Origin of the sequence: Actinomadura soli (assembly GCF_005889715.1) — a bacterium.
Classification (GTDB): Bacteria; Actinomycetota; Actinomycetes; order Streptosporangiales; family Streptosporangiaceae; genus Spirillospora; species Spirillospora soli.
The window spans coordinates 1-6,513 of record NZ_VCKW01000360.1 but is presented as its reverse complement, the minus strand read 5'-3'; the positions used below and the strand labels follow the sequence as shown (position 1 = coordinate 6,513).

Annotated in this window: 7 protein-coding genes; 4 read left to right on the top strand and 3 right to left on the bottom strand. The window is 71.9% G+C overall.

Annotation, left to right across the window (positions count from 1 at the left end):
- The first annotated feature begins 86 nt into the window (after positions 1 to 86).
- On the top strand, positions 87 to 1,010 hold the full coding sequence (gene era / locus ETD83_RS38065; protein ID WP_230421465.1) for a GTPase Era: 924 nt from the start codon (positions 87 to 89) through the stop codon (positions 1,008 to 1,010).
- Here era and ETD83_RS38060 read toward each other — a convergent pair.
- Positions 1,001 to 1,870, bottom strand: coding sequence for a hypothetical protein (locus ETD83_RS38060; protein ID WP_138650048.1), 870 nt, complete (start codon positions 1,868 to 1,870; stop codon positions 1,001 to 1,003). The genes era and ETD83_RS38060 overlap by 10 nt on opposite strands.
- A gap of 100 nt (positions 1,871 to 1,970) precedes the next feature.
- On the opposite strand from ETD83_RS38060, the gene ETD83_RS38055 reads away from it, so the two are divergent.
- The 3 genes from ETD83_RS38055 to leuA all read left to right on the top strand — a co-directional run bounded on the left by ETD83_RS38055 (position 1,971) and on the right by leuA (position 5,293).
- Positions 1,971 to 2,582: a hypothetical protein gene (locus tag ETD83_RS38055; RefSeq protein ID WP_138650047.1), complete on the top strand. Its 612-nt coding sequence runs from the start codon at positions 1,971 to 1,973 to the stop codon at positions 2,580 to 2,582.
- Between the two features lies 1 nt (position 2,583).
- Entirely contained in the window at positions 2,584 to 3,384 is an 801-nt protein-coding gene (gene ddaH, locus ETD83_RS38050) for a dimethylargininase (RefSeq protein WP_138650046.1), read from the top strand.
- A 190-nt stretch (positions 3,385 to 3,574) separates the two neighbouring features.
- Positions 3,575 to 5,293: a 2-isopropylmalate synthase gene (gene leuA / locus ETD83_RS38045; protein ID WP_138650045.1), complete on the top strand. Its 1,719-nt coding sequence runs from the start codon at positions 3,575 to 3,577 to the stop codon at positions 5,291 to 5,293.
- A 69-nt stretch (positions 5,294 to 5,362) separates the two neighbouring features.
- On the opposite strand, the gene ETD83_RS38040 is transcribed toward leuA, so the two are convergent.
- Both ETD83_RS38040 and ETD83_RS38035 read right to left on the bottom strand, forming a co-directional pair.
- On the bottom strand, positions 5,363 to 5,614 hold the full coding sequence (locus ETD83_RS38040) for a protealysin inhibitor emfourin (protein ID WP_230421464.1): 252 nt from the start codon (positions 5,612 to 5,614) through the stop codon (positions 5,363 to 5,365).
- 4 nt (positions 5,615 to 5,618) lie between these two features.
- Positions 5,619 to 6,513 (bottom strand): M4 family metallopeptidase (locus tag ETD83_RS38035; protein ID WP_138650044.1); only part of this gene is annotated, 895 nt, incomplete at its 5' end.

Sequence of the window (6,513 nt, the reverse complement as noted above, 5' to 3'; positions counted from 1 at the left end):
CCCCCACCCACCGCCGTTCAATGGACGAGCCCCCCGGAGCGGACCGGATGGCGGGAGCCCGCCGTCCCGTGGGCGACAATTGGGGGGTGACGACATGGGGAGACGGGGCGCCCGAGGGGCACCGGGCCGGGTTTGCGTGCTTTGTCGGACGGCCGAACGTCGGCAAGTCGACCCTGATGAACGCCCTGGTCGGGACCAAGGTCGCGATCACCAGCAGCCGTCCCCAGACGACGCGGCGGGCGATCCGGGGGATCGTGCACCGCCCCGACGCGCAGCTCGTCGTCGTCGACACCCCGGGCCTGCACAAGCCGCGCACGCTCCTCGGGGAGCGGCTCGACAGCCTCGTCCGGTCCACGCTGACGGAGGTTGACGCGATCGGCTTCTGCGTCCCGGCGGACCAGCCCGTCGGCCCCGGCGACAGGTACATCGCCCGGGAGCTCGCGGCCGTGAAGAAGACGCCGGTCGTCGCGATCGTGACCAAGACCGACCTCGCCGCGCCCGAGCAGGTCGCCGAGCAGCTCCTCGCGGTCGGCCGGCTGGGCGAGTTCGCCGACATCGTGCCGTGCTCCGCCGAGCGGGACTTCCAGGTCGACCTCGTCGGCGACCTGCTGATCTCCCACCTGCCTGAGGGCATGCCCCTCTACCCGGAGGGCGACCTCACCGACGAGCCCGAGCAGATCCTGATCGCCGAGCTGATCCGCGAGGCGGCCCTGGAGGGCGTCCGGGACGAGCTGCCCCACTCCATCGCCGTCGTCGTGGACGAGATGAACCCCCGCGACGGACGCGACGACCTCATCGACATCTACGCGCACCTGTACGTCGAGCGTTCCAGCCAGAAGGGGATCATCATCGGGCACAAGGGCTCGCGGCTCCGGGAGGTCGGCGCGGCGGCGCGGCGGCAGATCGAGGCGCTGCTCGGCACCAAGGTCTTCCTCGACCTGCGCGTCAGCGTCCTCAAGGACTGGCAGCGCGACCCCAAGCAGCTCCGCCGCCTCGGCTTCTACGACTGATCCGTCTTGGGCTCGCCCGGTCTCGGCTCGCCCGGTCTCGGCTCGCCCGTCTTCGGCTCGTCCGCGGCGGGCGCGGCCTCCCGCTGTTCGCCCTCTTGCCGTTCAGGTTCGGAACGCCCCCAGGCCCGGTCTTCCTCGGGCCAGGCGGCGTACGGGTCGGCCGGATACCCCTGATCCGTGTAGGTGTAGTACTGCTGACCGGCGTAGTACTGCTGGCCGGCGTAGTACTGCTGGCCGGTGTACTGCGGGTGGTACTCGTCCGGACGGCCGCGCGGCTTCGACACCCGATCGCTGATCGGGCGGGCCAGGCTGAACCCGACCACCAGCAGCGACGCGATGACCGTGAGATACCAGCCGTAACGGACGGTGATCTGGTAGCCGACGTCCAGGCCCGTCCGGGGCAGGTTGTCGCGGACGTCGCCGAGCCGCAGCACGAACAGGCCGCAGACCAGCAGGGTGAGCGTGCCGGGGATCGCCGCGAGGCCGCCGATCCGCGCGTCCCGTCCGGCCAGGTCCCCGAAGGCGAGCGCGATCGCGACCACCGCCAGGACCGGGACGGCGAGGACCATGTCGTCGGCGTCGATCCCGGCCACGCTGCCGATGTCGCGGCCGATCGGCTGCCCGAACAGCTCGACGACGACCTGCGCCCGCGCCCACGGCATGAACGCCGACACCAGCAGCGCCCCCGCCGCGACGATCATGGCGATGAGCCAGGCGAGCCCCCGCGCCGGCGGCGCCGGGAGCGGCGCGGGCACGGTCTCCGCGGGGGCCTCGCCGGCGGGCGGATATCCGTCGACGGGCGGCAGGAAGGACGGCCGCGCCCGCGCGCGGCCCGCGTCGGAACCGAGGTCACCGGTCATGGACCCAGCGTAAATGCACGAACGGCATTGCCCGGGACGGCCACGTCGGGGCCCGGCGCTCGGTAGTTTGGAACGAGTCCGTTATGGGAGGGAGGCCCCGGTGTTGCTCGTTTTCGGCCTGACGGCGGTGTTCCGTAAGGTCAGCGAGGGGACGTTCCACTGCCCGCAGTGCGGCGGTGACCGCGCCTACCGGAGGCGGACCGGGCGCCGCTGGCTCTCGGTGTTCTTCGTCCCGATGGTGCCGCTGTGGCGGCTCGGGGAGGCCGTGGTCTGCCGGACGTGCCGGGGCCGCTTCCCCGTCTCCGCGCTGCGGACCCCGACGTCCCAGCAGATGGCGGAGACCCTCGCCGCGGGCATGCGCGCCGCCGCGGCCCTGGTGCTGCGCGCCGGCGACCCCGCCGACGCGACGGCCCGCGCCCGCGCCGCCGAGACGGTGACCGGCTACGGCGAGCCCGAGTACGACGGGGACGCCATCGACGCCGACCTCGCGCTGCGGCGGACGTTCCTGGAGCGCGAGGTCGCCCGCGCCGGGGCCCAGCTCGCCGTGGAGGCCAAGGAGTGGTTCCTCGCGCAGGCCGTCCGGATCGGGCTGGCGGACGGGGCCCTCGGCGAGGGCGAGCGGCGCGAGCTGCACGGCGTCGCGGACCTGCTCGGCATGTCGCCCGCGTACGCGCTGGGCGTGATCGTGACCACCGAAGGGGCGTCACGCTGACATGAGGCCCGCCGTCACGCCCGCGGCCGCCCCCGCGGACACGAACATCCCGGCGGGGCGGGCCCTGGTCCGGGCTCCCGGCCCCCGGCTGGCGGACGCGATCGTCACCCAGGCCGCCCGCCGTCCCGTGGACGTCGCGCTCGCGGTGCGCCAGCACGAGGCGTACGTCGCGGCGCTGCGGTCGGCGGGCTGGCGGGTCGGCGCCGTCGCACCGGCCGACGACCAGCCCGACGCCGTGTTCGTCGAGGACGCCCTGGTCGTCTGCGGCGACGTCGCGATCATCGGCCGGTCGGGCGACGAGCGCCGCAGGGGCGAGGCCCCGGGCGCCGAGCAGGCCGCGCGGGAGCTCGGCCTGCGGGTCGAGCGCATCGAGGAGCCCGGCACCCTGGACGGCGGGGACGTCCTGCAGGCCGGCGACACCGTCTACGTCGGCCGCGGCGCCCGGACGAACGAGGAGGGCATCTGCCAGTTCGCCCGGCTGGTGGGCGGCCGGAGGGTCGTTCCGGTCGCCACCCGCGGCTGCCTGCACCTGAAGTCGGCGATGACGGCGCTCCCGGACGGCGGGCTGGTCGGCCTGCCGGATCTCGTCGACACGTCGGTGCTGCCGGGCCTGCGGGTCGTCCGGGAACCGGCGGGGGCGCACCTGGTGGTGCTCGGGCCCGGCCACGTGCTGATGGCGGCGTCCGCGCCGTGCACCGCCGCGCGGTTCGCGGCGGACGGTCTGCGTGTCACCAGTGTGGACATCAGCGAGTTCGAGGCCCTCGACGGCTGTGTGACCTGCCTCTCCGTCCTCGTCCCGTGAAACCGGCGCGTCTCAGCATCTGGACACCGGTTTCCGCAACACGGATGTCATCTGTTAGCTTGGCGACCGTGTTGCGTGAGCTGCTCCTCCTTAGCGGCCGCAGCGGGGGCCTCTGACCAGGCCGGCTCCCTCGCTGCGGGACTGCGTCGTGCACGTCGGCCGCGAGGTTCGAGCAGAAGGAATCCCACGGATGTATCCGCGACAGCAGCCGTCCGGCATGCCCGTCCAGCGCTACCGCCCGTTCGCGCCGATCAAGCTCGCCGACCGCACCTGGCCGGACGCGGTCATCACCGCGGCGCCGCGCTGGTGCGCGGTCGACCTGCGGGACGGCAACCAGGCCCTGATCGACCCGATGGACGCCGACCGCAAGCTGCGGATGTTCGAGCTGCTCGTCCGGATGGGCTACAAGGAGATCGAGGTCGGGTTCCCGGCGGCCAGCCAGACCGACTTCGACTTCGTCCGGCAGATCATCGAGGAGGGCCGCGTCCCGGACGACGTGGTGATCCAGGTGCTGACGCAGGCCCGCCCGGAGCTGATCGAGCGGACCTTCGAATCCGTCCGCGGCGCGAAGCGGGCGATCGTCCACCTGTACAACTCGACGAGCACGCTGCAGCGCCGCGTCGTGTTCGGGCAGGACCGCGACGGCATCACCGCCATCGCCGTGGAGGGCGCGAAGCTGTGCGCCAAGCTCGCCGAGGACATGGGCGACACCGAGATCTTCTTCCAGTACTCGCCAGAGTCGTTCACGGGCACCGAGCTGGAGTACGCCGTCGAGGTCTGCAACGCCGTCAACGACGTGTGGAAGCCGACCCCGGACCGCAAGGTCATCGTCAACCTGCCCGCCACCGTCGAGATGGCCACGCCGAACGTCTACGCCGACCAGATCGAGTGGATGAACCGCCACCTGGCCTACCGCGACTCGGTGATCCTCTCCCTGCACCCGCACAATGACCGCGGCACCGCCGTCGCCGCCGCCGAGCTGGGCTACCTGGCGGGCGCCGACCGCATCGAGGGCTGCCTGTTCGGCAACGGGGAGCGCACCGGGAACGTGTGCCTGGTCACGCTGGGCCTGAACCTGTTCACCCAGGGCGTCGACCCGCAGATCGACTTCTCCGACATCGACGAGATCCGCCGCACCGTCGAGTACTGCAACCAGCTGCCCGTCCACGAGCGGCACCCCTACGGCGGCGACCTGGTCTACACCGCGTTCTCCGGCTCGCACCAGGACGCCATCAACAAGGGCCTGGACCACATGCGGCGCGACGCCGAGGCGGCCGGCACGCCCGTGGACGAGTACCGCTGGGAGGTCCCGTACCTGCCGATCGACCCGCACGACGTCGGCCGGACCTACGAGGCCGTGATCCGCGTCAACAGCCAGTCCGGCAAGGGCGGCGTCGCCTACATCATGAAGACCGAGCACTCCCTGGAACTGCCGCGGCGGCTGCAGATCGAGTTCTCCCGGGTCGTCCAGCAGCACACCGACGACGAGGGCGGCGAGGTCACCGCCGAGCTCATGTGGGACATCTTCCAGCGCGAGTTCCTCACCGGCGGCCCCCGCGTCGGCCTGCTGGCGCACCGCGCGACCTCGCGGGTGGACGAGAAGGACGCCCTCAGCTGCGACATCCGGCTGGACGGCGAGATCCGCGAGATCGAGGGCGTCGGCAACGGCCCCGTCTCCGCGTTCGAGGACGCCCTCGCCGCCGTCGGGGTGGGCGTCCGGGTCCTGGACTACGCCGAGCACGCGATGAGCGCCGGCGGCGACGCCCGCGCCGCCGCCTACGTCGAATGCGAGGTCCGGTTCGGTGACGGCGCGGGCACGACGGTCTGGGGCGTGGGGATCGACGGCAACATCGTCACCGCGTCCCTCAAGGCCATCCTGTCCGCCGTGAACCGGGTAGCCCGCGCGTGATCCATCGGGGGCTTCGAGCCTAGGCCGCGGGTGTCTCGAACACCCGCGGCCGGGTGCGCGGCCCGATGGTCAACCACGTCCGAGGACGTGGTGGACGAGTTCGCGCAGGGGTCCGTTGAGTTGTGCTTCGCCGACCGTGGTGCGGTCGCCGTCGATGTCGATTTCGTACAGGAACTGGTCGGGGATTCGGCCGGGCGGCGGGATCGTCTTCAGATCCACGCGGCCGACGAGCCTCGCCAGCATGGGATCGCTCGCGCTGTCGGACTCGGCGCGGCGCTCGATCCCCGCGAACCCCCCGCTGCGGACGACTGTCACTTTCACTGCGCTATCCGTTCGCCTCCGTGCGGACGCCTACCCCCGCCCAGGCCCGGTTCACCGCCTTCGTCTCGGCTGCGGTGGCCCCGTAGAGGCGTGTCGCGGACTTGACGGTCGTGGCGGCGAACCCGGTGAAGTCGACGTCGGTGGCCAGGGTGCCACCGGTGAGAGTGTCGTACCAGATGCGACCCGCCTTCTCCCAGGCATTCCCGCCGATTTCGGTTGCGGCGAGGTAGAAGGCCAGGTTCGGGATGCCCGAATTGATGTGGACGCCGCCGTTGTCGCGATGGGTCTCGACGTAGTGGTCCATGTGGCCGGGCTGCGGGTCCTTGCCGAGCTGCGGGTCGTCGTAGGCGGTGCCGGGGTCCTTCATAGAGCGGAGCGCGACCCCGTTGATGCGCTCCGCGAGCAGGCCCTGCCCGATGAGCCAGTCGGCCTGCTCGGCGGTGTGCTTGTGGTGCCACTGCTTGATGAGGGAGCCGAACACGTCCGAGACGGACTCGTTGAGCGCCCCCGACTGGCCGTAGTACTCCAGGTTGGCGGTGTACTGGGTGACGCCGTGGGCGAGTTCGTGGCCGGTGATGTCGATCGGGCCGGTGAACGAGGTGAAGACGACGCCGTCGCCGTCCCCGTACACCATCTGGTCGCCGTTCCAGAAGGCGTTGCCGTACCTGTCGCCGTAGTGGACGGTCGAGATCATGTGGAGGCCCGCGCCGTCGATCGAGTTGCGCCGGTGCGCGGCCTCGAAGTAGTCGAAGGTCACGCCGAGCCAGTCGTAGGCCTGGTCGACGACCTTGTCGCCGGTGGCGGGCGCCCCCTCCGCCCGGACGGCCCGGCCGGGCAGCTCCTCGCGGTTCTGCGCGTCGTGGAGCGTCCGGTTGGGGACGAAGTCCTCGGTGGGGGAG